Annotated in this window: 22 protein-coding genes and 3 tRNA genes; 19 read left to right on the forward strand and 6 right to left on the reverse strand. The window is 58.4% G+C overall.

Annotation, left to right across the window (positions count from 1 at the left end; all coding sequences use genetic code 11):
- Nucleotides 1–18: 18 nt before the first annotated feature.
- Complete coding sequence (gene asd / locus GQR96_RS01980) at nucleotides 19–981, reverse strand: archaetidylserine decarboxylase (RefSeq protein WP_065878190.1); 963 nt, start codon at nucleotides 979–981, stop codon at nucleotides 19–21.
- A gap of 161 nt (nucleotides 982–1,142) precedes the next feature.
- On the reverse strand, nucleotides 1,143–2,204 hold the full coding sequence (rsgA, locus tag GQR96_RS01985; protein WP_017900927.1) for a small ribosomal subunit biogenesis GTPase RsgA: 1,062 nt from the start codon (nucleotides 2,202–2,204) through the stop codon (nucleotides 1,143–1,145).
- 94 nt (nucleotides 2,205–2,298) lie between these two features.
- Here rsgA and orn point away from each other — a divergent pair, with 94 nt between their 5' ends.
- Entirely contained in the window at nucleotides 2,299–2,844 is a 546-nt protein-coding gene (gene orn, locus GQR96_RS01990) for an oligoribonuclease (protein WP_004206435.1), read from the forward strand.
- A gap of 43 nt (nucleotides 2,845–2,887) precedes the next feature.
- Here orn and GQR96_RS01995 read toward each other — a convergent pair whose 3' ends face one another.
- Complete coding sequence (locus tag GQR96_RS01995) at nucleotides 2,888–3,619, reverse strand: transporter substrate-binding domain-containing protein (protein ID WP_065878186.1); 732 nt, start codon at nucleotides 3,617–3,619, stop codon at nucleotides 2,888–2,890.
- A 294-nt stretch (nucleotides 3,620–3,913) separates the two neighbouring features.
- Here GQR96_RS01995 and GQR96_RS02000 point away from each other — a divergent pair.
- The 3 genes from GQR96_RS02000 to GQR96_RS02010 all read left to right on the forward strand — a co-directional run bounded on the left by GQR96_RS02000 (nucleotide 3,914) and on the right by GQR96_RS02010 (nucleotide 4,281).
- Nucleotides 3,914–3,989 (forward strand) — tRNA-Gly (locus GQR96_RS02000).
- Between the two features lie 68 nt (nucleotides 3,990–4,057).
- A tRNA-Gly gene (locus tag GQR96_RS02005) sits at nucleotides 4,058–4,133 on the forward strand.
- Nucleotides 4,134–4,205: 72 nt separating this feature from the next.
- Nucleotides 4,206–4,281, forward strand: a tRNA-Gly gene (locus GQR96_RS02010).
- A gap of 270 nt (nucleotides 4,282–4,551) precedes the next feature.
- Here GQR96_RS02010 and queG read toward each other — a convergent pair.
- Entirely contained in the window at nucleotides 4,552–5,691 is a 1,140-nt protein-coding gene (gene queG / locus GQR96_RS02015) for a tRNA epoxyqueuosine(34) reductase QueG (protein WP_065878183.1), read from the reverse strand.
- Nucleotides 5,692–5,704: 13 nt separating this feature from the next.
- Here queG and nnr point away from each other — a divergent pair, with 13 nt between their 5' ends.
- The 9 genes from nnr (at nucleotide 5,705) to hflC (ending at nucleotide 15,944) form a co-directional block, all read left to right on the forward strand.
- Entirely contained in the window at nucleotides 5,705–7,216 is a 1,512-nt protein-coding gene (nnr, locus tag GQR96_RS02020; RefSeq protein WP_074384325.1) for a bifunctional ADP-dependent NAD(P)H-hydrate dehydratase/NAD(P)H-hydrate epimerase, read from the forward strand.
- The gene (tsaE, locus tag GQR96_RS02025) at nucleotides 7,209–7,670 is read left to right on the forward strand and encodes a tRNA (adenosine(37)-N6)-threonylcarbamoyltransferase complex ATPase subunit type 1 TsaE (RefSeq protein WP_004206439.1); all 462 of its coding nucleotides are present in this window, start codon (nucleotides 7,209–7,211) and stop codon (nucleotides 7,668–7,670) included. The genes nnr and tsaE overlap by 8 nt, the downstream gene beginning before the upstream one ends.
- A 16-nt stretch (nucleotides 7,671–7,686) precedes the next feature.
- On the forward strand, nucleotides 7,687–9,039 hold the full coding sequence (gene amiB / locus GQR96_RS02030; RefSeq protein WP_069734325.1) for an N-acetylmuramoyl-L-alanine amidase AmiB: 1,353 nt from the start codon (nucleotides 7,687–7,689) through the stop codon (nucleotides 9,037–9,039).
- A 10-nt stretch (nucleotides 9,040–9,049) separates the two neighbouring features.
- On the forward strand, nucleotides 9,050–10,909 hold the full coding sequence (gene mutL / locus GQR96_RS02035) for a DNA mismatch repair endonuclease MutL (protein ID WP_064178448.1): 1,860 nt from the start codon (nucleotides 9,050–9,052) through the stop codon (nucleotides 10,907–10,909).
- Complete coding sequence (gene miaA, locus GQR96_RS02040; RefSeq protein WP_004206442.1) at nucleotides 10,902–11,852, forward strand: tRNA (adenosine(37)-N6)-dimethylallyltransferase MiaA; 951 nt, start codon at nucleotides 10,902–10,904, stop codon at nucleotides 11,850–11,852. The genes mutL and miaA overlap by 8 nt, the downstream gene beginning before the upstream one ends.
- Before the next feature lie 92 nt (nucleotides 11,853–11,944).
- Nucleotides 11,945–12,253: an RNA chaperone Hfq gene (gene hfq / locus GQR96_RS02045; protein ID WP_043519288.1), complete on the forward strand. Its 309-nt coding sequence runs from the start codon at nucleotides 11,945–11,947 to the stop codon at nucleotides 12,251–12,253.
- Nucleotides 12,254–12,328: 75 nt separating this feature from the next.
- Nucleotides 12,329–13,609: a ribosome rescue GTPase HflX gene (hflX, locus tag GQR96_RS02050; protein WP_004146725.1), complete on the forward strand. Its 1,281-nt coding sequence runs from the start codon at nucleotides 12,329–12,331 to the stop codon at nucleotides 13,607–13,609.
- A gap of 65 nt (nucleotides 13,610–13,674) precedes the next feature.
- Nucleotides 13,675–14,937 (forward strand): FtsH protease activity modulator HflK, encoded by a 1,263-nt coding sequence (gene hflK / locus GQR96_RS02055; protein ID WP_004146726.1) that lies wholly within the window; start codon nucleotides 13,675–13,677, stop codon nucleotides 14,935–14,937.
- A 2-nt stretch (nucleotides 14,938–14,939) separates the two neighbouring features.
- Nucleotides 14,940–15,944 carry a protease modulator HflC gene (hflC, locus tag GQR96_RS02060; RefSeq protein ID WP_004192484.1) on the forward strand — a complete coding sequence of 335 codons (1,005 nt, stop codon included), beginning with the start codon at nucleotides 14,940–14,942 and terminating at the stop codon, nucleotides 15,942–15,944.
- Between the two features lie 82 nt (nucleotides 15,945–16,026).
- On the opposite strand, the gene GQR96_RS02065 is transcribed toward hflC, so the two are convergent.
- Nucleotides 16,027–16,317, reverse strand: coding sequence for a hypothetical protein (locus GQR96_RS02065; RefSeq protein WP_049092064.1), 291 nt, complete (start codon nucleotides 16,315–16,317; stop codon nucleotides 16,027–16,029).
- 223 nt (nucleotides 16,318–16,540) lie between these two features.
- On the opposite strand from GQR96_RS02065, the gene GQR96_RS02070 reads away from it, so the two are divergent.
- The 6 genes from GQR96_RS02070 (at nucleotide 16,541) to GQR96_RS02095 (ending at nucleotide 23,763) form a co-directional block, all read left to right on the forward strand.
- The gene (locus GQR96_RS02070; RefSeq protein ID WP_002885664.1) at nucleotides 16,541–16,738 is read left to right on the forward strand and encodes a DUF2065 domain-containing protein; all 198 of its coding nucleotides are present in this window, start codon (nucleotides 16,541–16,543) and stop codon (nucleotides 16,736–16,738) included.
- Between the two features lie 102 nt (nucleotides 16,739–16,840).
- A complete protein-coding gene (locus tag GQR96_RS02075; RefSeq protein WP_004206445.1) occupies nucleotides 16,841–18,139 on the forward strand; it encodes an adenylosuccinate synthase in 1,299 nt (432 codons plus the stop codon).
- Between the two features lie 150 nt (nucleotides 18,140–18,289).
- Complete coding sequence (gene nsrR / locus GQR96_RS02080) at nucleotides 18,290–18,715, forward strand: nitric oxide-sensing transcriptional repressor NsrR (RefSeq protein WP_002885667.1); 426 nt, start codon at nucleotides 18,290–18,292, stop codon at nucleotides 18,713–18,715.
- A gap of 36 nt (nucleotides 18,716–18,751) precedes the next feature.
- Nucleotides 18,752–21,190: a ribonuclease R gene (gene rnr, locus GQR96_RS02085; RefSeq protein WP_004206447.1), complete on the forward strand. Its 2,439-nt coding sequence runs from the start codon at nucleotides 18,752–18,754 to the stop codon at nucleotides 21,188–21,190.
- Between the two features lie 79 nt (nucleotides 21,191–21,269).
- Nucleotides 21,270–22,001 carry a 23S rRNA (guanosine(2251)-2'-O)-methyltransferase RlmB gene (gene rlmB, locus GQR96_RS02090; RefSeq protein ID WP_002885669.1) on the forward strand — a complete coding sequence of 244 codons (732 nt, stop codon included), beginning with the start codon at nucleotides 21,270–21,272 and terminating at the stop codon, nucleotides 21,999–22,001.
- A gap of 124 nt (nucleotides 22,002–22,125) precedes the next feature.
- A complete protein-coding gene (locus GQR96_RS02095; protein ID WP_023319565.1) occupies nucleotides 22,126–23,763 on the forward strand; it encodes an isovaleryl-CoA dehydrogenase in 1,638 nt (545 codons plus the stop codon).
- Here GQR96_RS02095 and yjfN read toward each other — a convergent pair.
- Nucleotides 23,754–24,029 (reverse strand): DUF1471 family protease activator YjfN, encoded by a 276-nt coding sequence (yjfN, locus tag GQR96_RS02100; protein ID WP_004206450.1) that lies wholly within the window; start codon nucleotides 24,027–24,029, stop codon nucleotides 23,754–23,756. The two genes, GQR96_RS02095 and yjfN, sit on opposite strands and share 10 nt — an antisense overlap.
- Nucleotides 24,030–24,152: the final 123 nt, after the last annotated feature.

Below are 24,152 nucleotides of genomic sequence, written 5' to 3' on the forward strand. Positions count from 1 at the left end.
AACCCTTTTGCTGAAGAATTAACCTTGGTCTTGTTTATCGTCAACCAGCGGGCTGGCGCGATGTTCGGCGCGGATCTCTTCTTCCGGTAACGGCGCCGGTTCAGCGGCGGCGGTTGCTTCCACCGTTGTCGCCAGCGGTTGGCCGATTTTAGTCACGGACAGGCTTTGCAGCGTGTCGACCAGCTTCACCTGGCCCGGGGCAAACAGGTTGATCACGGTAGAGCCCAGTTTGAAGCGGCCCATCTCCTGGCCTTTCAGCAGGGCGACGGAGCCTTCGCTGTCGCCAGCGGGCCAGGTCCAGCGTTTAATAATGCCTTCGCGCGGCGGGGTTACGGTGCCGGACCACACGGTCTCGATGCTGCCGACGATAGTCGCGCCCACCAGAATTTGCGCCATCGGGCCAAACTCAGTATCAAACAGGCAGATGACGCGCTCGTTACGGGCGAACAGGTTTGGCACGTTCTGCGCCGTCAGATGGTTAACGGAGAACAGGTCGCCAGGAACGTAGATCATTTCGCGCAGGATACCGTTGCACGGCATGTGCACGCGGTGATAGTCGCGCGGCGACAGATAGGTGGTGGCGAAGCTGCCGTTACGGAACAGGTCGGCCATCTGGTAGTTGCCGGCCAGTAAGGCTTCCAGGCTGTAGTCGTGGCCCTTGGCCTGCAGAATTTTATCGTTCTCAATGGCACCAAGCTGGCTGATCACGCCGTCGGCCGGCATCACCAGTACGTTAGGATCGGTATTCAGCGGGCGAACGTCGTCGCGCAGCGGGCGCACAAAGAAATCGTTGAAGGTGCGATAGGCCGCGGTATCCGGCTTCTGCGCCTCTTTCATATCGACCTTGTAGTATTTCACGAACAGATCGATGACCAGCTTCGTCAGCCAACCTGCGCGTTTGCTCGCACCCCAGCCTGCGAGGCGGGTGAGCCACAGTTTAGGCAGAATGTATTGCAGTGAAAGTTTAAGATCGTTTAACAAAGTAGCCTCCAGGCCATGTTATGTCGTTCCTGACCCCGCCCGCGGGCGGGGACCTGAAAAAAGGGGGACGATTCTATACGTAAAACTCGCTAAATGGCATCCGCGTAAGCTGCGTCATCACCGCTGCCCGGCAGCGCCTGACGTGACGCTCAGCTTAATGGTCAGTCATCGGACGAGGAAAAGTTTTTACGCGTTTTTACCTGTACCTGCGCCATGCTTTCCAGGATGCGGTGGTAGTTCTCGAAACGGCTCTCGGCGATCTTGCCGTTCTCTACCGCTTCGCGAAGCGCACAGCCAGGATCGGTATCGTGTTTACAGTCGCGATATTTGCAACGGCCTAAATAATCATGGAATTCGACAAAGCCGTTGGTGATTTGTTCCGCTTCCAGATGCCACAGGCCGAACTCACGTACTCCCGGTGAATCAATCACATCACCGCCGTGCGGGAAGTGGTAGAGGCGCGCCGCGGTGGTGGTGTGCTGGCCTAAGCCGGAAACGTCCGAGACATCATTGGTGAGGATCTGATCCTCATTCAGCCCCAGCAGGGCGTTCAGCAGGCTTGATTTACCCACCCCGGACTGCCCGGCGAAGATGCTGATGCGGTCGGTCAGGGCCGCTTCCAGCGGCTTGAGGCCGTCCTGAGTACGGCTGGAGACCAGCAGCACGCGGTAACCAATGTGGCGGTAGATGTCCATTTGTTCATTGACAAAGCGCAGGCCATCGTCATCCAGCAGATCGATTTTGTTCAGGACGATTAACGGCTCGATATCCTGCGCCTCGCAGGCCACCAGATAGCGATCGATAATATTCAGCGATAGCTCAGGCAGGATCGCGGAAACCACCACGATCTGGTCGATATTAGCGGCGATAGGCTTCACGCCGTCGTAAAAATCCGGACGCGTCAGGACGGAGGCGCGATCGTGAACCGCTTCGACGATCCCTTTGACGCTTACGCCGTCGGCAGCGTCTTTACCCGGCCGCCAGACCACGCGGTCGCCGGTGACCAGCGAACGGATCGTCCGGCGGATATTGCAGCGATGCACGCTGCCGTCAGCGGATTCGACGTCGGCATGCATGCCAAAGCGACTGATGACAATGCCTTCCGACGGGTCGCCAAACAGGTTGTCATCGTAGTCGGCCTTCTCCGCAGTGGTTTTCAGACGGCGCTGGTGGTTGGCTTTGACGCGGCGCTGCTGGCCTTTGGAGAGTTTATTTTTACTCAATCGAACTGGCTCCTGGTCGCCCTGATGGGGCAAAACCTCTATGATACACGCTATTTTAGATGAATATAGTCACGCAAGAAGGGTGGAAAATAGCATGAGTGCAAATGAAAACAACCTCATTTGGATCGATCTTGAGATGACAGGGCTGGATCCGGAGCGCGATCGCATTATCGAAATCGCCACCCTGGTGACCGATGCCAACCTGAACATTCTGGCCGAGGGGCCGACCATCGCGGTGCATCAATCGGATGCCCAGCTGGCGCTGATGGACGAGTGGAATGTGCGGACGCATACCGGCAGCGGGCTGGTGGATCGCGTGAAGGCCAGCGCCGTCAGCGAGCACGACGCCGAACTGGCGACCATTGAGTTTCTTAAGCAGTGGGTGCCGGCGGGCAAGTCGCCGATCTGTGGCAACAGCATCGGCCAGGATCGTCGCTTCCTGTTTAAGTACATGCCGCAACTGGAAGCCTATTTCCACTATCGCTATCTGGACGTTAGCACGCTGAAAGAGCTGGCGCGCCGCTGGAAGCCGGAAATTCTCGACGGCTTTAAAAAGCAGGGTACCCACCAGGCGATGGACGATATCCGCGAGTCAGTCGCCGAGCTGGCTTACTACCGCGAACACTTCATTAAGCTGTAAACCGCGACCGGGCCCTGTGCGCGGCCCGGTACACCTTTCTGCGTTATTTAAACCACTTCTGCTGCATCTGCTGGAAGTCAGGCGTCGCCATGACCGCGGTCAGGGCATCGTTGATCGCATTCAGCAGCTCCGGATCGTCTTTGCGCACCGCAATCGCATACTGCTTACCGTAATAAGCCGGGTCGGTGGCACGTTCATCCATGATGGCGTAGTCAGGGTTCTCCTGCTGCCAGGCGTCGAGGGTGGCGAAGTCGCCCATGACGCCGGTTATTTGCCCGGCCTTCAGCGCGGCCAGGGCGCTGGCGACGTCGTCGTAAGGAACAGCCTGTACGGCTTTCTGTTTATCACGCAGATAGTGTTGATGCAGTGTGCCTTTCACCACGCCGACTTTTTTGGCTTTCAGGTCGGCAAAGGTATGGGCGACATCTTTGTTGACGATCACCACCCCGGAGAGCGCCTGGCGATAGGGACGGCTGAAGGCGACCTGCTTCTCACGCATCGGGATCACTTCCATGCCGGCAATCACCGCGTCAAATTTCTTGAAGCGTAAAGCCGGGATCAGCGTATCGAAACGCTGCGCCGTGAACTGGCACTGCGCCTGCATCTGCTGGCACAGGGCCTGGGCAAGATCGATATCGAAGCCGACAGGCTGATATTTGCCGTTGGCGGTGACAAACGGCGGATTGGCCGTGCTGGTGCCAAAATGGAGCGTCTCGGCTGACGCGGTTCCGATGGCCAGCGTGCTCAGCAGCAGGACGGTGAGGACTTTTCTCATGCTAATTCCCTGTTTGGCGGCGTGGTGGCCTCGTTTTACGTCGCGCCACCGCGGTATGATGCGAGCGATTTTGCGTCATTCAGGCGGGCGGAAAAAGCGATTTTGCCCGAAATGACGCTTATTTATACAATTCAGCGGCGTAGGTGGCGAGAAAATATCCATTTAAACAAAAAACGCAAAAAAGTGATGAACAGGGGGTTGCAGGGGCATCGAATTCTCGTATAATGCGCCTCCCGTAACGACGCAGAAATGCAAATTACGACGCCATCGAAATATGGCAAAAAATGCAGTAACGCGGGAATAGCTCAGTTGGTAGAGCACGACCTTGCCAAGGTCGGGGTCGCGAGTTCGAGTCTCGTTTCCCGCTCCAAAATTTGAAAGCACCATCCTGATCAAAGGATTTCATCTCGCAGATGCGGGGCGAAAGCCGAAGATTAAGCGGGAATAGCTCAGTTGGTAGAGCACGACCTTGCCAAGGTCGGGGTCGCGAGTTCGAGTCTCGTTTCCCGCTCCAAAATTTGAATGACACACCACACCAGTCGCAGTTTTCAGGTTGCTACACGGTAGCTTGAATGACGATGATTAAGCGGGAATAGCTCAGTTGGTAGAGCACGACCTTGCCAAGGTCGGGGTCGCGAGTTCGAGTCTCGTTTCCCGCTCCAAATTTTCTTCCATCTCTTATTTATCCACAGTGCAATCCAGCGCCGGGGATGATTTTCGTTTGGTCTGCAGAAATACTGTAAACAGAGTTATCCACAGGTTGTCGTTTCGCTTCTGACGGCGTAAATGCTTCGCTTTGTAAATAATATCTTTATATCTAATTGAAATTTAACAATTAAATTTCATTTCGAAATGTTAATCCGATCACTTGACCTCGGTCTGCGCCTTGAAACTCAATGTGTTTTAGATTTTATTCACAGCCTGTGAATGAATCAGGCGTCGCGCGGCAGGCCTTTCTCTACCACCCTGACCAGACGTAATTTTTTCGGCAGCTGTACTTCGACGGCGTCGACGCTGCGCTTTTTCAGTTGCTGGGCAATCGCCCACTCAATGTGCTCGTCGAGAAGCGGGTGCTCGCCCAGGCGACTCTCCAGTGCGCGAAGATGGGCTTCATCCCAGGGCGCATTGCCCAGCGCGACGGCGATATTACGCAGCCAGCGCAGGTGACCAATGCGACGAATCGCCGACCCTTCGGTCACCTTCAGAAACCACGCTTCGCTCCAGGCGAACAGCTCCACCAGCGGCGGGGCATGCAGCGCCTGGCGCGGGCTGAAATCCTCTTCATCGGTGAGCTGTGAGAAACGGTTCCACGGGCAGATAAGCTGGCAGTCGTCGCAGCCATAGATCCGGTTGCCGATGAGCGGACGGAACTCCTTCGGAATAGCGCCTTCCAGTTCGATGGTGAGATAGGAGATGCAGCGGCGGGCGTCGACGGTATAGGGCTCAACGATGGCCCCGGTGGGGCAGATAGTCATGCAGGCGACACAGCGTCCACACTCCTCCGCGACCGGGCTGTCGACCGGCAGGGGCAGGTCAATCAGCAGTTCGCCGAGAAAAAAGAATGATCCGGCGTCGCGGCTTAAGATAAGTGAGTGCTTACCTGTCCAGCCAAGGCCCGCTTTTTCTGCAATGGGCCGTTCCAGGATAGGCGCGGAATCGACAAAAGGTCTAAAATTGAGCGAAGCACACTGTTCCTGAATCTTCTCACCCAGTTTTTTCAGGCGATTACGTAGCAGCTTATGATAATCACGCCCGAGGGCATAACGGCTGACGTAACCCAGCGCGGGATCTTTCAGGGTGCGGGCAAAGGCGGCGTTGGCGGGCAGATAATTCATCCGCACGCTGATGACGCGTAACGTACCGGGCAGCAGTTCGTGGGGGCGGGCGCGCATCATACCGTGACGGGCCATCCACTCCATTTCGCCGTGGTATTGTTTATCCAGCCATGCCTGCAGTTTGGGTTCACTGGCGCTGAGGTCGGTATCAGCGATACCGACCTGCTGGAACCCGAGCTCTGTGCCCCATTGTTTGATTTGTTGCGCTAACTGAACGAGATCGAGGGGCTGTGACATGATGGACCATACAATGACGAAAAACCCTGACAGTATACCATACAACATTTGGCCTGCGGAGGCGCTGCGCCTGGCCGAACGAGAGGCGGCGGACAGCCTGGGACTGACGCTGTTTGAACTGATGCAGCGCGCGGGCGAGGCGGCGTTCCAACTGGCCAGCCGCGCTTTTCCTGACAGCGCGCACTGGCTGATCCTCTGCGGGCATGGCAACAACGGCGGTGACGGATATGTCGTCGCGCGTCTGGCCCAGGCCGCCGGGCGGAGGGTGACGCTGCTGGCGGTAGAGAGTGACAGCCCGCTGCCGGAAGAGGCGCAGGCGGCGCGGGAGGCATGGCTTAACGCCGGCGGCGTGCTCCATGCGGCCACTGTCCCCTGGCCAGACGATATCTCACTGATTATTGATGGCCTGCTCGGCACCGGGTTGCGCAGTGCGCCGCGTGAATACGTCGCGGTGCTCATTCACCAGGCGAACCACCATCCTGCGCCGGTGCTGGCTCTGGATATCCCTTCCGGCCTGAACGCGCAGACCGGCGCGACGCCGGGGGCGGTCATTCAGGCCGACCATACGCTGACGTTTATCGCGCTCAAACCGGGGCTGCTGACCGGCAAGGCGCGGGATGTCGTCGGGCAGCTCCACCATCATGCGCTGGGGCTTGAGCGCTGGCTCGCCGGGCAAAGTACCCCCCTGACGCGGTTTTGCGCCGCCCACCTTGCCGACTGGCTGCCGCCGCGCCGGGCCACCTCCCATAAGGGCGATCACGGCAAGCTGGCGATCGTCGGCGGCGATCGCGGCACGGCAGGCGCGATTCGCATGTGCGGTGAAGCGGCTTTACGCGCCGGCGCAGGGCTGGTGCGAGTACTTACTCACCCGGAGAACGTGGCGCCTATTATCACCGCCCGGCCGGAATTAATGGTGGATGAGCTGACGCCGCAGACCCTGAAAGCCGCGCTGGAATGGGCGGAGGTGGTGGCGATTGGCCCAGGTCTGGGGCAGAACGAGTGGGGACGCAGCGCCCTGCGCATGGTGGAAAGGGTTAACAAACCGATGGTCTGGGACGCCGATGCGCTGAACCTGCTGGCATTCAATCCCGATAAACGTCACAATCGCGTGCTGACGCCGCACCCCGGCGAAGCGGCCCGTCTGCTGAATATCAGCGTGGCAGAAATTGAAAGCGATCGCTTACTTTCTGCGCAGCGTCTGGTAAAACGGTATGGCGGCGTGGTCGTGCTGAAAGGCGCGGGCACGGTGGTGGCCAGTGAAAGCGGGGCGATGGGCATTATCGACGCCGGCAATGCCGGGATGGCCAGCGGCGGCATGGGCGATGTGCTCACTGGCATCATCGCCGCATTGTTAGGACAGCACCTGACGCCGTATGATGCTGCCTGTGCCGGGTGCGTCGCTCATGGCGATGCCGCCGACCGACTGGCCGCCCGCGAGGGCACCCGCGGCATGCTGGCGACCGATCTCTTTTCCACGCTCAAGCGTGTTGTTAACCCGGATGTGATTGACGTAGACCATGATTAACCGAGTGATTCCTTTACCCGATGAGCAGGCCACGCTGGCCCTGGGCGACCGTATTGCGCAGGCCTGTACCGGCGCCACCGTGATTTACCTTTATGGTGACTTAGGCGCGGGAAAAACCACCTTTAGCCGCGGCTTTTTACAGGCGCTCGGTCACCGCGGCAATGTCAAAAGCCCAACTTATACCCTGGTGGAACCGTATACCCTCGACAAGCTGATGGTGTATCACTTCGATCTCTACCGCCTGGCGGATCCTGAGGAGCTGGAATTTATGGGGATCCGCGATTATTTTGCCGACGATGCCATCTGCCTGGTGGAATGGCCGCAGCAAGGCGCAGGTGTCCTGCCTGACCCGGACGTTGAAATTCACCTTGATTACCAGGCACAAGGGCGTGAGGCGCGCATTACCGCGATCTCCTCACGGGGTGAGTCTTTACTGGCACGTTTAGCCATTTAGCCTGAAGGATGACGGGATGAAGTATCGCATAACCACCTGGCTTGCCGCTGCGCTGATGCTGTCGAGTCTTCACGCCACTGCGGCGAGTTTATCCGATATCCAGGTCTCCAACGGAGACCAGCAGGCCCGTATTACTCTTAGCTTTGTCGGTGAACCGGAGTACTCTTTTACCCCCCAGGGCAAACGACTGGTGGCGCTGGATATCAAACAGACCGGCTTATTGCAGGGACTGCCGCTGAAATTTAGCGGCAGCAACCTGGTGAAGAGCATTCGTGCCGGTACGCCGCAGGATTCGCAGACGCTGCGTCTGTTGGTGGATCTGACGGAAGATGGCAAAACCCGGGCGGTGAAGCAACAGAACGGGGCGAATTACACGGTGGTCTTTACCATCAACGCCGACGCGCCGCCGCCGCCGCCACCTCCTGTGGTGGTGAAACGGGCCGACCCGTCGCCGGTGATGCCTTCCCGGACGGTGACGGCGGGACGCAATCCGTTCAGCTCGTCGGGTCATGAACGGCAGACGGTGATGACCTCCTCTCAGCCGGCGATGACCAACAATCAGACCGTGACCCGTCCGGCGGCCCGCACGGTGTCGGCGGATGATAAAGTCATTATCGCCATTGATGCCGGGCACGGCGGCCAGGATCCTGGCGCGATTGGCCCGAATGGCACCAAAGAGAAGAACGTGACTATCGCCATCGCGCGCAAGCTGCGGGCGCTGCTGAACGCCGATCCGCAGTTTAAACCGGTGCTGACCCGTGACGGGGATTACTTTATTTCGGTAATGGGACGCTCGGATGTGGCGCGTAAGCAAAATGCCAACTTCCTCGTCTCAATCCATGCTGACGCCGCGCCAAACCGCGACGCCACCGGCGCCTCGGTATGGGTGCTCTCTAACCGTCGCGCCAACAGTGAAATGGCCGGCTGGCTGGAACAGCATGAGAAACAGTCTGAACTGCTCGGCGGCGCGGGCGATGTGCTGGCGAACAGCCAGGCCGATCCCTACCTGAGCCAGGCGGTGTTGGATCTGCAGTTCGGTCACTCCCAACGCGTCGGCTACGATGTCGCGACCAACGTGCTCAGCCAGCTGCAGCGGATTGGCAATCTGCATAAACGCCGTCCGGAGCATGCCAGCCTCGGCGTACTGCGCTCGCCGGACATTCCGTCGATCCTCGTGGAAACAGGCTTTATCAGTAACAACGGGGAAGAACGGCTGCTGGGGAGCGATGATTACCAGGAGCAGATTGCGGAGGCGATTTACAACGGTCTGCGCAACTACTTTATGCAGCATCCGCTGCAGTCTGCGCCTCGCGGCGAGGCGGCGCAGACCGCCAGCGCCGCAGCGCCAGGCGGGATGTTGATTAACTAAGGAGCAGGGGATGCCGATTCAGGTTCTGCCGCCGCAGCTCGCCAACCAGATTGCCGCCGGCGAAGTGGTGGAACGGCCCGCGTCGGTGGTGAAAGAGCTGGTTGAAAACAGCCTTGATGCGGGCGCCACGCGAATTGATATTGATATCGAACGCGGCGGCGCGAAGCTCATTCGCATTCGCGATAACGGCTGCGGCATCAAAAAAGACGAGCTGGCGCTGGCCCTGGCTCGCCACGCGACCAGCAAAATCGCCTCGCTCGACGATCTCGAAGCCATTATCAGCCTCGGCTTTCGCGGCGAAGCGCTGGCCAGTATTAGCTCGGTGGCGCGTCTGACGCTCACCTCGCGCACGGCGGAACAGCAGGAAGCCTGGCAGGCGTATGCCGAAGGCCGCGATCAGGCGGTGACGGTGAAGCCGGCGGCGCACCCGGTCGGCACCACCCTGGAAGTCCTCGATCTGTTCTACAATACCCCGGCGCGGCGCAAATTTATGCGTACCGAAAAGACTGAGTTCGGCCACATTGACGAGGTGGTCCGCCGCATTGCGCTGGCGCGCTTCGACGTCACCATCAACCTCAGCCATAACGGCAAGGTGATGCGCCAGTATCGGGCAGTCGCTCAGGATGGCCAACGGGAGCGGCGGCTGGGAACCATCTGTGGCGCCGCCTTTCTTGAACATGCCCTGGCGATTGAGTGGCAGCATGGCGATCTGACCCTGCGCGGCTGGGTCGCCGATCCGCTGCATACCACCCCTGCGCTGGCGGAAATTCAGTATTGCTACGTTAACGGGCGGATGATGCGGGACCGGCTGATCAACCACGCTATCCGCCAGGCCTGTGAAGACAAACTGGGGGCCGATCAGCAGCCGGCGTTTGTGCTGTATCTGGAGATCGATCCCCATCAGGTGGATGTGAACGTCCACCCGGCCAAGCATGAGGTGCGTTTCCATCAGTCGCGCCTGGTGCATGACTTTATCTACCAGGGCGTCCTGAGCGTGCTGCAGCAGCAGCTTGACGCGCCGCTGGCGGAAAAAGACGACCCGCCGGCGCCCCGTGCGATGCCGGAGAACCGGATCGCGGCGGGCGGCAACCAGTTTGCGCGGCCGTCGGAAGCGCGTGAACCGGCAACCCGTTTCAGCATCACGCCATCGCGTGAGTCTGCGGCCTCCAGCGGCAGGCCGGGCGGCGCGAGCTGGCCGCACGCGCAGCCGGGTTACCAGAAGCAGCAAGGGGCGCTTTATCGTCAGTTGCTCGATACGCCAACGGCGCCAAAGCCCGCGTTACAGACTCCGGGCGCGGCGGAACTGGCCGGTCACAGCCAGAGCTTTGGCAGAGTGCTGACGATTGTGAGCCGCGACTGCGCGCTGCTGGAGCGCGAGGGCGGCCTGGCGCTGCTGTCGTTGACCGTTGCCGAGCGCTGGCTGCGCCAGGCGCAGTTGACCCCGGGAGCAGAGGCCGTCTGTGCCCAGCCGCTGCTGATCCCCCTGCGGTTAAAAGTGACGGAAGGGGAAAAACAGGCGCTGGCCGCCGCGCATCCGGCGCTGACGCAGCTGGGGATCGATATGCATACCGATGCCCTGCACGTGACGGTGCGCGCGGTCCCTTTACCCTTAAGACAACAAAATTTACAAATCTTGATTCCTGAACTGATAGGCTACCTGGCGCAGCAAAACGCATTCGACGTCGGCAATATCGCCCAATGGATGGCGCGTAATCTGACGAGCGAACAGACGTCATGGAATATGGCGCAGGCGATTGCGCTGCTGGCGGACGTTGAGCGTCTTTGCCCGCAGCTGGTGAGAACGCCGCCGGGTGGCCTGTTACAACCTGTAGATCTCCATTCGGCGATGAATGCCCTGAAAGATGAATGATGTAACCGAGGCGAGCCTGCCCAAGGCAATTTTTTTAATGGGCCCGACGGCCTCCGGCAAAACCGCGCTGGCGATAGCCTTACGTAAAGTTTTGCCAGTAGAGTTGATTAGCGTTGATTCCGCCCTCATTTATCGGGGAATGGATATTGGCACCGCCAAACCGGATGCCGCAGAGCTGAGCGCCGCGCCGCACCGGCTGCTGGATATTTTGGATCCTGCAGAGGCCTATTCCGCGGCGGATTTTCGCCGCGATGCGCTGGCGGCGATGGCGGAAATTGTCGCCGCCGGGCGAATTCCGCTGTTAGTCGGCGGGACGATGTTGTATTTCAAAGCGTTGCTGGAAGGATTGTCGCCCTTACCGTCCGCTGACCCAGAGGTCAGAGCGCGGATTGAGCAACAGGCCGCAGAGCAGGGGTGGAACGCGTTACATCAGCAGTTACAGGAGATCGATCCCGTAGCGGCTGCGCGTATTCATCCAAATGATCCGCAAAGGCTTTCCCGGGCACTGGAAGTTTTTTTCATTTCGGGTAAAACTTTAACGGAACTGACGCAAACGTCAGGAGACGCTCTGCCATATCAGGTGCATCAGTTCGCCATCGCCCCGGCGAGCCGTGAACTGCTCCATCAACGCATAGAACAGCGTTTTCATCAGATGTTAGCTTCAGGTTTTGAAGCAGAAGTACGGGCGCTTTTTGCCCGCGGAGATTTGCATACGGATATGCCTTCCATCCGTTGTGTCGGATACCGCCAGATGTGGTCATATCTCAATGGCGAGATCCCATATGATGAGATGGTTTATCGAGGTGTTTGCGCCACGAGACAGTTAGCCAAACGTCAGGTCACCTGGCTGCGCGGTTGGGAAGGTGTGCATTGGTTAGACAGTGAACAACCTGAACAAGCGCTCAACAAAGTATTACAGGTTGTTGGTGCGAGCCAGAATTGAACGTGTACAATTAAACGGTATCGTGCGTAATTTTTTTTGAGAATCGTAAGGTTCTGAGTACAAAACAAGCATACATATAAGGAAAAGAGAGAATGGCTAAGGGGCAATCTTTACAAGATCCGTTCCTGAACGCTTTGCGTCGGGAACGCGTTCCGGTTTCTATTTATTTGGTGAATGGTATCAAGCTGCAAGGGCAAATTGAGTCTTTCGATCAGTTCGTGATCCTGTTGAAGAACACGGTCAGCCAGATGGTCTATAAGCACGCAATTTCTACTGTTGTCCCGTCTCGCCCGGTGTCTCACCACAGCAACAATGCTGGCGGCGGTTCCAGTAACTATCACCACGGTGGTAGCGCGCAGAGCTCTTCTGCGCCGCAACAAGACAGCGACGACGCCGAATAAGGCTAGTGCTGTTTTTCCACGCCGGGGAGCCAGGTTTTCTGCGTTCCCCGCTGGTATTTTATAAGGGGTTTACGCTTGTTTGACCGTTATGACGCCGGTGAGCAGGCGGTACTGGTACACATCTATTTTTCGCAAGACAAAGATATGGAAGATCTCCAGGAGTTTGAAACTCTGGCCTCTTCCGCCGGTGTCGAAGCAATGCAGGTGATTACCGGTAGCCGTAAAGCACCGCACCCGAAGTATTTTGTTGGTGAAGGTAAGGCAGTCGAAATTGCGGAAGCCGTTAAAGCGACCGGCGCTTCGGTCGTGCTCTTCGATCATGCCCTGAGTCCGGCGCAAGAACGCAACCTGGAACGCCTGTGCGAATGCCGGGTTATCGATCGTACCGGTCTTATTTTAGATATTTTCGCTCAGCGCGCGCGCACCCATGAAGGGAAACTGCAGGTCGAGCTGGCGCAGCTGCGCCATATGGCGACCCGCCTTGTCCGCGGCTGGACCCACCTTGAAAGACAAAAGGGCGGGATCGGTTTGCGTGGCCCGGGTGAAACCCAGCTCGAAACTGACCGTCGTTTATTGCGTAACCGCATCATGCAGATCCTGTCGCGGCTGGAAAAAGTCGAAAAACAGCGTGAGCAGGGGCGGCGGTCGCGCGCGAAAGCCGATATTCCAACCGTGTCGCTGGTGGGCTACACCAACGCCGGAAAATCAACGCTCTTTAACCAGATCACCGCCGCCGAGGTCTATGCCGCGAACCAGCTGTTCGCGACCCTGGACCCGACGCTGCGCCGCATTGACGTCCCTGACGTCGGCGAAACGGTGCTGGCCGATACCGTCGGCTTTATTCGCCACCTGCCGCACGATCTGGTGGCCGCGTTTAAAGCGACGTTGCAGGAGACGCGTCAGGCGACGCTGCTGCTGCATGTGATTGACGCTGCGGATGTCCGCGTGCAGGAAAACATTGATGCGGTAAATACGGTTCTCGCTGAAATTGAGGCCGATGAGATCCCGGCGCTGCTGGTGATGAACAAAATCGACATGCTGGACGATTTTGAACCGCGCATCGATCGCGACGATGAAAATAAACCGATTCGGGTCTGGCTTTCCGCTCAGACCGGGGTTGGCGTACCACTGCTTTTTCAGGCGTTAACGGAGCGCCTTTCCGGTGAAGTGGCCCAGCATACGCTGCGCTTACCGCCGAAAGAAGGGCGACTGAGAAGCCGTTTCTATCAGCTTCAGGCGATAGAAAAAGAGTGGATGGAGGATGACGGCAGCGTGAGTCTGCAGGTGCGCATGCCGATCGTTGACTGGCGGCGCCTCTGTAAGCAAGAGCCAACGCTTGTTGACTATGTGGTTTGACCTTGCAGCTTGCCTGAAGATATTGACCCCTGTGGGGATATCAAAAACAAATATGGAGCATATACATGGCGTGGAATCAGCCCGGTAATAACGGACAGGACCGCGACCCGTGGGGGAGCAGCAAACCTGGCGGCAACTCTGAGGGAAATGGCAACAAAGGCGGTCGCGAGCAGGGGCCGCCGGATCTGGATGATATCTTCCGCAAGTTAAGTAAAAAACTTGGCGGGCTCGGCGGCGGCAAGGGCGGACTGGGCGGCGGCAATAGCGCGCAGGGACCTCGCGGACCGATGGGCGGGCGTATTGTCGGCATCGTTGCCGCGGCGGCAGTGATTATCTGGGCGGCCAGCGGTTTCTATACTATTAAAGAAGCCGAACGCGGCGTGGTCACCCGCTTTGGTAAGTTCAGCCATCTGGTTGAGCCGGGCCTGAACTGGAAGCCGACCTTTATCGATAACGTGCAGGCAGTAAACGTGGAGTCGGTACGTGAACTGGCGGCGTCCGGCGTCATGCTGACCTCTGACGAAAACGTGGTACGCGTTGAGATGAACGTGCAGTACCGCGTCACCGATCCGGAGCGTTACCTGTTTAGCGTCACCAGCGCGGATGACAGCCTGCGTCAGGCTACCGACAGCGCGCTGCGCGGGGTGATCGGTAAATACACCATGGATCGCATTCTGACCGAAGGCCGTACCGTGATCCGTAGCGATACCCAGCGTGAGCTGGAAGAGACGATTCGCCCGTACAACATGGGTATCACTCTGCTGGACGTCAACTTCCAGACGGCGCGTCCGCCGGAAGAGGTGAAGGCCGCGTTTGACGATGCCATTGCCGCGCGTGAGAACGAGCAGCAGTACATTCGTGAAGCGGAAGCGTATACCAACGAAGTCCAGCCGCGGGCGAATGGTCAGGCGCAGCGTATCCTCGAAGAGGCACGCGCCTATAAGACCCAGACCGTTCTGGAAGCCCAGGGTGAAGTGGCTCGCTTTGCTAAGATCCTGCCGGAATACAAAGCCGCGCCGGAAATTACCCGCGAGCGTCTGTATATCGAAACCATGGAAAAAGTGCTGAGCCACACCCGTAAAGTGCTGGTCAATGACAGCAAAAACGGCAATCTGATGGTTCTGCCGCTGGATCAGATGCTGAAAGGCGCCGCTGCGCCGGCAGCAAAGAGCGATAGCAGTGACGCCAGCGATCTGCTGCGCCTGCCGCCAGCATCCAGCTCAAGCAGCGCCAGCACCTCATCAACCTCGAGCTCAACCGGGGGTAGCATTATGGACCAACGCCGCGCTAACGCGCAGCGTAACGACTACCAGCGTCAGGGGGAATAACGATGCGTAAATCTGTTATCGCAATCATTGTCATCGTGCTGGTAGTGCTCTACATGTCTGTCTTTGTCGTCAAGGAAGGCGAGCGCGGTATCACGCTGCGTTTCGGTAAAGTTCTGCGCGACGACGAAAACAAGCCGCTGGTGTATGCGCCAGGCCTGCACTTCAAGATCCCGTTTATCGAATCGGTGAAGATGCTGGATGCGCGTATTCAGACCATGGACAACCAGGCTGACCGTTTCGTTACTAAAGAGAAGAAAGACCTGATCGTCGACTCCTATATCAAGTGGCGTATCAGCGACTTCAGCCGTTACTACCTGGCCACCGGCGGCGGCGACGTCTCCCAGGCCGAGGTGCTGCTGAAGCGTAAATTCTCGGACCGTCTGCGTTCTGAAATTGGTCGTCTGGATGTGAAAGACATCGTCACCGATTCCCGTGGCCGCCTGACGCTGGAAGTGCGTGATGCGCTGAACTCAGGGTCGGCCGGTACGGAAGACGAGGTTAGCACGCCGGCGGCTGACGATGCGATTGCCAAAGCGGCAGAGCGCGTGGAAGCGGAAACCAACGGCAAAGTGCAGGTGATCAACCCGAACAGTATGGCGGCGCTGGGTATTGAAGTGGTCGACGTGCGTATCAAACAGATCAACCTGCCGGCGGAAGTGTCGGAAGCGATCTATAACCGTATGCGCGCGGAGCGTGAAGCGGTTGCCCGTCGTCACCGTTCACAGGGCCAGGAAGAGGCAGAAAAACTGCGCGCGACCGCGGACTATGAAGTCACCAAGACGCTGGCGGAAGCCGAGCGGCAGGGTCGTATCCTGCGTGGTGAAGGCGATGCGGAATCGGCAAAACTGTTTGCCGACGCGTTCAGTCAGGATCCAGGCTTCTATTCCTTTATTCGTAGCCTGCGCGCCTATGAGAAGAGCTTCCAGAGCAATCAGGATGTCATGGTCCTGAGCCCGGATAGCGATTTCTTCCGCTATATGCGTTCACCGGATTCGGTGCGTAAATAAGTCGAAGATGACAGTAACCTACAGTGGTTAATGCAAAAAGGCGCCTGAGACAGGCGCCTTTTTTATGCTACGACGGCGTGAATTAGTTGCCGAGCAGCTTGTTTAGCAGGCCACCGATCACCGGCAGGCTCGCCAGCGTACTCTCGATGGTGCCGCCGATAGATGAGCCAACGCTTTCGCCCAGGGTTTTGCCCAGGTCCGGCGCCAGATCGGCCAGATTAATGGTGCCAATCAGCGGCAGGTTGATGCTCAGGGCATCGGTGCCCATCGTCCATACGGCGGCACCAACCTTACTGCCTAAGGTTGCCAGGCCATCCTGTAACCAGCCAGCGCCGCTCACATTTTCGATTTCAAATGCGGTTAATTCTCTCATGATAATCTTCCTGATTATGTAGACGTACCGGGTTGTAGTACGCGACGGCATAGTTGCAATTTAAAAAATAGACAGCAATACAACTGGTTATGAATTTTGTTTCACCTTTCCGGTTCATAATGAAGAGGAAATACGGGACAATGTGAATTGAGTGAATGCATTCACTATGCTGGCCGATGACGCCTGCGAAGGCGGCGATGATACTTTTCAATTAGGGTTGACGATGAACTCCACCATTTGGCTGGCGCTGGCGCTGGTTTTAGTACTCGAAGGGCTTGGCCCGCTACTTTATCCGCGCGCCTGGCGCAAGATGGTCGCCAGCCTGAGCCAGCTCCCGGATAATTTATTGCGGCGCTTTGGCGGCGGACTTGTGGTTGCCGGGATTGTGATCTACTACATGTTGAGGAAATCGATTGGCTGATCAAAAAGTGGTCGGATTTGCCTTATTTTGGATGCAAAAAGTGCTGTAACTCTGAAAAAGCGATGGTAGAATCCATTTTTAAGCAAACGGTGATTTTGAAAAATGGGTAACAACGTCGTCGTACTGGGCACCCAATGGGGTGACGAAGGTAAAGGGAAGATCGTCGATCTCCTGACAGAACGGGCTAAATATGTTGTGCGCTACCAGGGTGGTCACAACGCCGGCCATACTCTCGTAATCAACGGTGAAAAAACCGTTCTCCATCTTATTCCATCAGGCATTCTGCGTGAAAACGTCACCAGCATCATCGGTAACGGCGTCGTGCTGTCTCCGGCTGCGCTGATGAAAGAGATGAAGGGCCTGGAAGACCGTGGTATCCCGGTTCGCGAGCGTCTGCTGCTCTCTGAAGCCTGCCCGCTTATCCTTGACTATCACGTGGCGCTGGACGTGGCGCGTGAAAAAGCGCGCGGCGCGAAGGCGATCGGCACCACCGGTCGCGGCATCGGCCCGGCTTACGAAGATAAAGTCGCTCGTCGCGGTTTGCGCGTTGGCGATCTGTTCGATAAAGCAACCTTCGCCGATAAACTGAAAGAAGTGATGGAATATCACAACTTCCAGCTGGTGAATTTCTACAAAGCAGAAGCGGTTGACTACCAGAAAGTGCTGGACGATGTGATGGCGATTGCCGACATCCTGACCGGCATGGTGGTAGACGTTTCCGACCTGCTGGATCAGGCGCGTAAACGTGGCGACTTCGTAATGTTCGAAGGCGCGCAGGGCACGCTGCTGGATATCGACCACGGTACCTATCCGTACGTAACCTCTTCCAATACCACCGCGGGTGGCGTGGCGACCGGCTCCGGCCTGGGCCCGCGTTATGTGGATTACGTTCTGGGTATCATCAAAGCTTACTCGACTCGCGTCGGCGCGGGTCCGTTCCCGACCGAGCTGTTTGATGAGACCGGCGAGTTCCTCTGCAAGCAGGGTAACGAATTCGGCGCCACCACCGGTCGTCGTCGTCGTACCGGCTGGCTGGACGCTGTCGCGGTTCGTCGCGCGGTGCAGATTAACTCCCTGTCCGGCTTCTGCCTGACTAAACTGGACGTCCTCGACGGCCTGAAAGAAGTGAAAATCTGCGTCGGCTACCGTATGCCGGATGGCCGCGAAGTGACCACCACTCCGCTGGCAGCCGACAACTGGGAAGGTATCGAGCCTATCTACGAAACCATGCCGGGCTGGTCTGAAACCACTTTCGGCGTGAAAGAGCGCAGCGGCCTGCCGCAGGCAGCGCTGAACTACATCCAGCGTATTGAAGAGCTGACCGGCGTACCGGTTGATATCATCTCTACTGGTCCAGACCGTTCCGAGACCATGATTCTGCGCGACCCGTTCGACGCATAATCACTCGCAAGGGGCGCCGTTCAGGCGCCCTTGTTTTTGCTGTTCGCCCGCCCCATTTTAAATAAATTAGCGGCCTGAGCGCTGGCTGGTTTATCATCAATAATAATGATGTCGCTCGACATACCCTGTTTTCTTTTCCCTGAGGTTTATGTGCAGTTAACGAGTTTCACCGATTACGGACTACGGGCGCTGATTTATATGGCGTCGCTGCCGGAAGGACGGATGACCAGTATCTCGGAAGTAACCGAGGTCTATGGCGTCTCCCGTAATCATATGGTTAAAATAATCAATCAGTTAAGTCGCATGGGCTATGTGACTGCCGTGCGGGGGAAGAACGGGGGCATTCGCCTCGGCAAACCAGCTGGACAGATCCGCGTCGGTGACGTGGTACGCGACCTGGAACCCTTATCGCTGGTCAACTGCAGCAGCGAGTTTTGCCACATTACACCAGCCTGTCGTCTGAAACAGGCACTAGCTGAAGCCGCGCAGAGTTTTCTCAAGGAACTGGATAACTATACGCTGGCTGATTTGGTTGAGAAGAATCAACCGCTTTATAAATTATTGCTGGTGGAGTGACGCCACTCTGCCGGAGATGACAACGGAGGAACCGATATGTCACAAGATCCATTCCAGGAACGCGAAGCTGAGAAGTACGCGAACCCAATCCCGAGCCGGGAATTTATCCTCGAACATTTAACCAAACGGGAAAAGCCCGCCAGCCGCGATGAGCTGGCCATCGAGTTAAATATCGAGGGCGAAGAGCAAACCGAAGCGCTGCGCCGCCGCCTGCGCGCGATGGAACGCGACGGTCAGCTGGTCTTCACCCGCCGTCAGTGCTATGCGCTGCCGGAGCGCCTTGATCTCCTCAAAGGAACCGTTATTGGTCACCGTGATGGCTATGGTTTCCTGCGTGTTGAAGGGCGCAAAGACGATCTGTACCTGTCGTCAGAGCAGATGAAAACCTGTATTCATGGCGACCAGGTGCTGGCCCAACCGCTGGGCGCGGACCGCAAGGGCCGCCGCGAAGCGCGCATCGTCCGCGTCCTGGTGCCGAAAACCAGCCAGATTGTTGGCCGCTACTTTACCGACGCTGGCGTCGGTTTCGTCGTCCCGGACGACAGTCGCCTCAGCTTCGATATCCTGATCCCGCCGGAAGAGATTATGGGCGCGCGGATGGGCTACGTGGTGGTGGTCGAGCTGACCCAGCGCCCGACCCGCCGCACCAAAGCCGTGGGGAAAATCGTCGAAGTGCTGGGCGACAACATGGGTACCGGCATGGCTGTCGATATGGCGCTGCGCACCCATGAAATTCCGTACGTCTGGCCGCCGGCGGTAGAAAATCAGGTTTCCGGCCTGAAAGAGCAGGTGCCGGAAGAGGCGAAAGCCGGGCGCGTCGATCTGCGCTCCCTGCCGCTGGTCACTATTGACGGTGAAGATGCCCGCGACTTCGATGACGCAGTGTACTGCGAGAAGAAACGCGGCGGCGGCTGGCGCCTGTGGGTAGCCATTGCCGACGTCAGCTACTACGTGCGTCCGGGGACGCCGCTGGACGCGGAAGCGCGCAGCCGTGGAACCTCGGTCTACTTCCCGTCGCAGGTGGTACCGATGCTGCCGGAAGTGTTGTCTAACGGTCTGTGCTCGCTGAACCCGCAGGTCGATCGCCTGTGCATGGTGTGCGAGATGACGATTTCGTCAAAAGGCCGTCTGACCGGTTATAAATTCTATGAAGCGGTGATGAGTTCACATGCTCGCCTGACCTATACCAAGGTGTGGCATATACTGCAGGGCGACCAGGAGCTGCGCGAGCACTACGCGCCGCTGGTGAAGCATATTGAAGAACTGCATAACCTCTACAAGGTGCTGGATGGCGCCCGCGAAGAGCGCGGCGGTATCTCATTTGAAAGTGAAGAAGCTAAATTCATCTTCAACGCCGAGCGCCGTATCGAGCGTATCGAACAGACCCAGCGGAACGATGCGCACAAGCTGATTGAAGAGTGCATGATCCTGGCGAACATCTCCGCCGCGCGCTTCGTTGAGAAGGCGCAGGAGCCGGCGCTGTTCCGTATTCACGATAAGCCGAGCACCGAGGCGATTACCGCGTTCCGCAGCGTGCTGGCGGAGCTGGGGCTGGAACTGCCTGGCGGCAACAAGCCGGAGCCGCGCGATTACGCCGAACTGCTGACCTCCATCGCCGATCGCCCGGATGCGGAGATGCTTCAGACGATGCTCCTGCGGTCGATGAAGCAGGCGGTCTACGATCCGGAAAACCGCGGCCACTTTGGCCTCGCGCTGCAGTCCTATGCTCACTTCACCTCGCCGATCCGTCGTTACCCGGATCTGTCGCTGCACCGCGCCATCAAATATCTGCTGGCCAAAGAGCAGGGGCATAAAGGCAACAGCACGGAGACCGGCGGCTGGCACTACAGCATGGAAGAGATGCTGCAGCTGGGCGAGCACTGCTCGATGACCGAACGCCGCGCTGATGAAGCGACGCGCGAAGTCTCCGACTGGCTGAAGTGCGACTTCATGCAGGATCAGGTAGGCAACATCTTCTCCGGGGTTATCGCCAGCGTGACCGGCTTTGGCTTCTTCGTCCGTCTCAACGATCTGTTTATCGACGGCCTGGTGCATGTTTCCTCTCTGGATAACGACTACTATCGTTTCGACCAGGTGGGGCAGCGTCTGATCGGCGAGTCCGGCGGGCAGACTTATCGCCTGGGCGACCGCGTGGAAGTCCGTGTGGAAGCGGTCAACATGGACGAGCGTAAAATCGACTTTACCCTAATCTCCAGCGAGCGCGCGCCGCGTAATGTCGGCAAAACCGCCCGTGAGAAAGCGAAAAAGAGCACCTCCGGCAAACCGGGCGGCCGTCGTCGTCAGGTCGGTAAGCAGGTGAACTTCGAGCCGGACAGCGCGTTCCGCAAAGAAAAAGACCAGGCGAAAGCGAAGCCGAAAGGCGAGAAGAAAGCGAAAAAACCGTCGGCGAAAACGCAGAAAATCGCCGCCGCCACCAAAGCCAAGCGCGCGGCAAAGAAGAAGAGCGCCGAGTGATTGACCACCCTTCATCCTGAAGTCTGCTGACGCAGGACGGGGTGAAGGGCGGATAACAGAACCTAAAACGAGTACATCAATGAGTGAAATGATTTACGGCATCCATGCGGTGCAGGCACTGCTGGAGCGCGCACCTGAGCGTTTTCAGGAAGTTTATATTCTGAAAGGCCGTGAGGATAAGCGCCTGCTGCCGCTGATCCACGCTCTGGAAGCGCAGGGCGTGGTGATTCAGCTGGCCAACCGCCAGTTTCTCGATGAGAAGAGCGAAGGCGCGGTACACCAGGGGATCATTGCCCGCGTGAAGCCGGGGCGTCAGTATCAAGAGAATGATCTGCCGGATCTGCTGGCGCAGCTCGATCAGCCGTTCCTGTTGATCCTTGACGGTGTGACCGATCCGCATAACCTCGGCGCCTGCCTGCGCAGCGCCGATGCTGCCGGCGTGCACGCGGTGATTGTGCCAAAAGATCGTTCCGCGCAGCTGAATGCGACGGCGAAGAAAGTGGCCTGCGGCGCGGCGGAGAACGTCCCGCTGATCCGTGTCACCAACCTGGCGCGCACCATGCGTCTGTTGCAGGAGGAGAACGTCTGGATCGTTGGAACCGCAGGTGAAGCCGACCATACGCTGTTCCAGAGCAAAATGACCGGGCCGATGGCGCTGGTGATGGGCGCGGAAGGCGAAGGCATGCGCCGCCTGACCCGCGAGCACTGCGATGAGCTGATCAGCATTCCGATGGCGGGCAGCGTCTCCTCGCTGAACGTCTCGGTGGCCACCGGCATCTGCCTGTTTGAGGCGGTACGCCAGCGCAGCTAAGCTGACCCGCTGACGAAACTGAAAAGCCATCCTTCGGGATGGCTTTTTTGTGACCGCTCTCGCGGGCGAGTATCCCCCCGGATAACCATACTTAGGCTTATCGCCATTGATGGAGGGAGACACGATGCACTGGCAAACCCACACCGTTTTTAATCAACCGACCCCGCTGAATAACAGCAATCTGTTCCTGTCCGATACCGCTCTGCGTGAAGCGGTGGTCCGCGAAGGCGCCGGCTGGGATGGCGATCTGCTCGCCAGCATTGGCCAGCAGCTGGGGACCGCAGAATCGCTGGAGCTGGGACGCCTGGCCAACAGCAACCCGCCGGAGCTGCTGCGCTATGACGCCACCGGCGCCCGACTGGACGACGTTCGCTTCCACCCCGCCTGGCACCTGCTGATGCAGGGGCTGTGCGCGAACCGGGTGCATAATCTCGCCTGGCAGGAGGATGCCCGTGAAGGCGCGTTTGTCGCGCGCGCCGCTCGCTTTCTGCTTCACGCCCAGGTAGAGGCCGGAACGCTGTGCCCGATTACCATGACTTTCGCCGCGACGCCCCTGCTGCAGCGCGCCCTGCCCGCGCCTTTTGGCGACTGGCTGTCGCCGCTGCTGAGCGACCGTTACGATCCCCACCTCGCGCCGGGCGACCAGAAGCGCGGTCTGCTGATTGGCATGGGGATGACCGAGAAGCAAGGGGGCTCCGATGTGCTGAGCAATACCACCCGCGCGGAGAAAACAGCGGAAGGGTTTTACCGGCTGGTGGGACACAAATGGTTTTTTTCGGTGCCGCAGAGCGATGCGCACCTGGTACTGGCCCAGGCGCCTGCGGGTCTGTCGTGCTTCTTTGTGCCGCGCCTGCTGCCCGACGGGCAGCGCAACGGGGTGCGTCTGGAGCGCTTAAAAGAGAAGCTCGGCAACCGCTCCAACGCCAGTAGCGAAGTGGAGTTTTATGACGCCTGCGGCTGGCTGGTGGGTGACGAGGGCGATGGCGTGCGGCAGATCCTCAGGATGGGCGGTCTCACCCGCTTTGACTGCGCGCTGGGCAGCCATGCCCTGATGCGCCGGGCCTTCTCCGTAGCGCTGTATCATGCGCTACAGCGTCAGGCGTTCGGTAAAAATCTGGTCGATCAGCCGATGATGCGCCAGCTGCTGGGGCAAATGGCGCTCCGTCTTGAAGGACAGACCGCGTTTCTGTTTCGTCTGGCGCGAGCCTGGGACCGTCGGGATGATGCCCGGGAAAGCGCCTGGGCGCGTCTGTTTACGCCTGCGGCCAAGTTTGCCATCTGCAAGGCCGGTATCCCGTTTGTCGCTGAGGCGATGGAAGTCCTGGGAGGGATCGGCTATTGCGAGGAGAGTGAGTTGCCGCGGTTGTATCGCGAGATGCCGGTCAATAGCATCTGGGAAGGCTCCGGCAATATTATGTGCCTCGATGTGATGCGGGTGCTGAGCAAGCAGCCGGCGGCGATGGAGCTGTTGGCCGCGGAGTGTGCGGAGGTGAAAGGACAGAACCGCCATCTCGACCGCGCATGGCGTCAGCTGCAGCAATTGCTGAAACGACCCGCCGAAGAGCAGGGCAGAGAGATTGCCCGGCTGGTCTATCGTCTGGGGGCGGGGGCGCAGATGCTGCGTTTCGCTTCGCCGCCGCTGGCCGAAGCCTGGTGCCGGATGATGCTCGACACGCGCGGCGGCATACGTCTTGACGCGCCGACCCTCGACGACCTGCTGCTGCGGGCCATGGGGCGGGGGCGCCAGGCGCCTCAGGCGTAGAGAATGGCCTGCACGCGCCAGCTGTCCGGCTGTTGTTCCTCGTACATCTGAATAATGCGATACCAGGAGGCGCCTTGCTCGTCCGCTTTGCGGGCAATGGCGTGCTCCACATCCTGTTGGCTGCCGGAAAGATTAGCGACGGAGATCAGACCGATTTCATTCAGGCCGGTAACGCAATCCGCGCTGGCGAATTCGGCTGACTGCGCGGACGTGTTGGCCGTCGCAGTGGTTAACAGCAGGCTGGATAGGGTAAAAGATCGTTTCATCGTCAGCTCCATTTCACGTAGTCCCAAGGGCAGTCCGTTGCTAACGTCCTGCCAGGTGGCTGGCCGAACGTTATTATGCACAGGAGAACGTGAATGGACGCAAAGCTATGTAAAGCAGATTCA

It is taken from the genome of Klebsiella sp. PCX, from assembly GCF_021869705.1.
In the GTDB taxonomy this organism is placed as follows: Bacteria; Pseudomonadota; Gammaproteobacteria; order Enterobacterales; family Enterobacteriaceae; genus Klebsiella; species Klebsiella quasipneumoniae.

What these genes read in the sequence shown, in the direction of transcription:
- mutL (WP_064178448.1), top strand. Translation starts at nt 9,050, where the DNA reads ATGCCGATTCAGGTTCTGCCGCCGCAGCTCGCCAACCAGATTGCCGCC.
- hfq (WP_043519288.1), top strand. Translation starts at nt 11,945, where the DNA reads ATGGCTAAGGGGCAATCTTTACAAGATCCGTTCCTGAACGCTTTGCGT.
- amiB (WP_069734325.1), top strand. Translation starts at nt 7,687, where the DNA reads ATGAAGTATCGCATAACCACCTGGCTTGCCGCTGCGCTGATGCTGTCG.
- orn (WP_004206435.1), top strand. Translation starts at nt 2,299, where the DNA reads ATGAGTGCAAATGAAAACAACCTCATTTGGATCGATCTTGAGATGACA.
- GQR96_RS02095 (WP_023319565.1), top strand. Translation starts at nt 22,126, where the DNA reads ATGCACTGGCAAACCCACACCGTTTTTAATCAACCGACCCCGCTGAAT.
- rlmB (WP_002885669.1), top strand. Translation starts at nt 21,270, where the DNA reads ATGAGTGAAATGATTTACGGCATCCATGCGGTGCAGGCACTGCTGGAG.
- GQR96_RS01995 (WP_065878186.1), bottom strand. Translation starts at nt 3,619, where the DNA reads ATGAGAAAAGTCCTCACCGTCCTGCTGCTGAGCACGCTGGCCATCGGA.
- miaA (WP_004206442.1), top strand. Translation starts at nt 10,902, where the DNA reads ATGAATGATGTAACCGAGGCGAGCCTGCCCAAGGCAATTTTTTTAATG.
- hflK (WP_004146726.1), top strand. Translation starts at nt 13,675, where the DNA reads ATGGCGTGGAATCAGCCCGGTAATAACGGACAGGACCGCGACCCGTGG.
- GQR96_RS02070 (WP_002885664.1), top strand. Translation starts at nt 16,541, where the DNA reads ATGAACTCCACCATTTGGCTGGCGCTGGCGCTGGTTTTAGTACTCGAA.
- hflC (WP_004192484.1), top strand. Translation starts at nt 14,940, where the DNA reads ATGCGTAAATCTGTTATCGCAATCATTGTCATCGTGCTGGTAGTGCTC.
- tsaE (WP_004206439.1), top strand. Translation starts at nt 7,209, where the DNA reads ATGATTAACCGAGTGATTCCTTTACCCGATGAGCAGGCCACGCTGGCC.
- GQR96_RS02075 (WP_004206445.1), top strand. Translation starts at nt 16,841, where the DNA reads ATGGGTAACAACGTCGTCGTACTGGGCACCCAATGGGGTGACGAAGGT.
- GQR96_RS02065 (WP_049092064.1), bottom strand. Translation starts at nt 16,317, where the DNA reads ATGAGAGAATTAACCGCATTTGAAATCGAAAATGTGAGCGGCGCTGGC.
- yjfN (WP_004206450.1), bottom strand. Translation starts at nt 24,029, where the DNA reads ATGAAACGATCTTTTACCCTATCCAGCCTGCTGTTAACCACTGCGACG.
- rnr (WP_004206447.1), top strand. Translation starts at nt 18,752, where the DNA reads ATGTCACAAGATCCATTCCAGGAACGCGAAGCTGAGAAGTACGCGAAC.
- queG (WP_065878183.1), bottom strand. Translation starts at nt 5,691, where the DNA reads ATGTCACAGCCCCTCGATCTCGTTCAGTTAGCGCAACAAATCAAACAA.
- nnr (WP_074384325.1), top strand. Translation starts at nt 5,705, where the DNA reads ATGACGAAAAACCCTGACAGTATACCATACAACATTTGGCCTGCGGAG.